Origin of the sequence: Carboxylicivirga linearis (genome assembly GCF_018271995.1) — a bacterium.
In the GTDB taxonomy this organism is placed as follows: domain Bacteria; phylum Bacteroidota; class Bacteroidia; order Bacteroidales; family Marinilabiliaceae; genus Carboxylicivirga; species Carboxylicivirga linearis.
In genome coordinates, this window is sequence record NZ_JAGUCO010000098.1 from 1 (window position 1) to 1,022 (window position 1,022).

At 37.3% G+C, this 1,022-nt stretch carries 1 protein-coding gene; it reads right to left on the reverse strand.

What is annotated here, in order from left to right; all coding sequences use genetic code 11:
- Window positions 1–131: 131 nt before the first annotated feature.
- Entirely contained in the window at window positions 132–881 is a 750-nt protein-coding gene (locus tag KEM10_RS23795) for a YARHG domain-containing protein (RefSeq protein WP_212220888.1), read from the reverse strand.
- Between the last annotated feature and the right edge of the window lie 141 nt (window positions 882–1,022).

Below are 1,022 nucleotides of genomic sequence, written 5' to 3' on the forward strand. Positions count from 1 at the left end.
ACGTTGGCTGGATGAAGTCGTGGCGCATTAGTCGTGGTGTCGTGTCACCCGATAGGGGGACTAAGACGGTAGACTAAAGTGTCAGGACGAGCAACGCGCGCCATGCTTTATTTCCAGCGTGTTAGGCAAAGTTATTTTTGTTCGAATATGCTTATTAGTTCAATATTTTTCTTTTCGATGTCTGTTAAATAACTGTCAACATTACTTACGTTGCCATGATACCAATCCTTACTTAAAAAATGCTTTTGTAAGTCAATTGATTTAAATTTATAACCATACCGTGCAAATATTTCGTTTCGCATAAGCCGAAGTTCACTTTTAGCTAAGGCTTTTAAGTCGTTATTATTTAGTAGTCTGCATGAGGCAACCTTAAAATCACCTTTTATAAGATATTTTTCGATGTCAATTTTAATTAGACTGGCCTTACTTGTATCTAAGGAAGTTTCAAAATTCATTAGAGATTCAGGATCAAAGGTTTTTGTGTTGGACACCCATTCTTCATATGGAACATATTCCTCGTAAATAAAATAATCATCTGGATTATCGGCAAAACTAACATTGGGATTAGTTGGTTCTCCAACTGGTCGAATTCCAAAATTTTTATAAATATCAATCATTATAAGATTGCCTTCTTTTCGCCAAATTCCAATTTCATAATGCTCCTGTGATTTTTCAATACCACCTAATCTAAATATAAATGTTCGGTCTGGGTAGAATATCAGACTATCAGGAGTTTCGCAGCTTGGGCAATATTCTTCAACAATATAGTTCGAAGGAAAGTCTGGTGGAATTACATTTTTGTTGTCTTTTGTTACTTGAGATAGTCCCGAAGCAATGTTCATGATTACCGATAATATTGCAAAAGCAAATCTTTCTTTCATAATGAATGCTTTACTGTTTGTTGATGGATAATTTTGCCTAACGTTGGCTGGATGAAGTCGTGGCGCGTTAGTCGTGGTGTCGTGTCACCCGATAGGGGGACTAAGACGGTAGACTAAAGTGTCAGGACGAGCCGACCGAGC